Source organism: Gilvimarinus sp. 1_MG-2023 (assembly GCF_030548285.1).
Genome location: NZ_JAUOSC010000703.1, coordinates 1 through 301 on the forward strand (window position 1 = coordinate 1; position 301 = coordinate 301).

Below are 301 nucleotides of genomic sequence, written 5' to 3' on the forward strand. Positions count from 1 at the left end.
CTGCGGCGCTTGCCGCTCTCTTCGTCCTTGTATCCCCTGCTGGCACTGGCGGGCGGCATTAGTCTGTTCGGCCTTACAACCCACTGGGGAGGCAGCGGTTTTCTGGCTATCTTTATCGCCGGAGCCATGATTGGCAATACCCCTCTTCCCTACAGCAATGACATTCATCGCTTTCACGATGGTATTGCCTGGCTCAGTCAGATCGGCATGTTTTTAATGCTCGGGTTGCTGATCACGCCCAGCAACCTGGTACCGATTATTTTCCCGGCCGTGGCCATTGCCTTTGTCCTGATCTTTATTG

General features: G+C 54.5%; 1 protein-coding gene. It reads left to right on the forward strand.

Translation table 11 applies throughout. The features are described from left to right. The coding region (locus Q4563_RS18695) for a cation:proton antiporter domain-containing protein (protein WP_303605580.1) at nucleotides 1-301 on the forward strand (301 nt) is incomplete at both ends.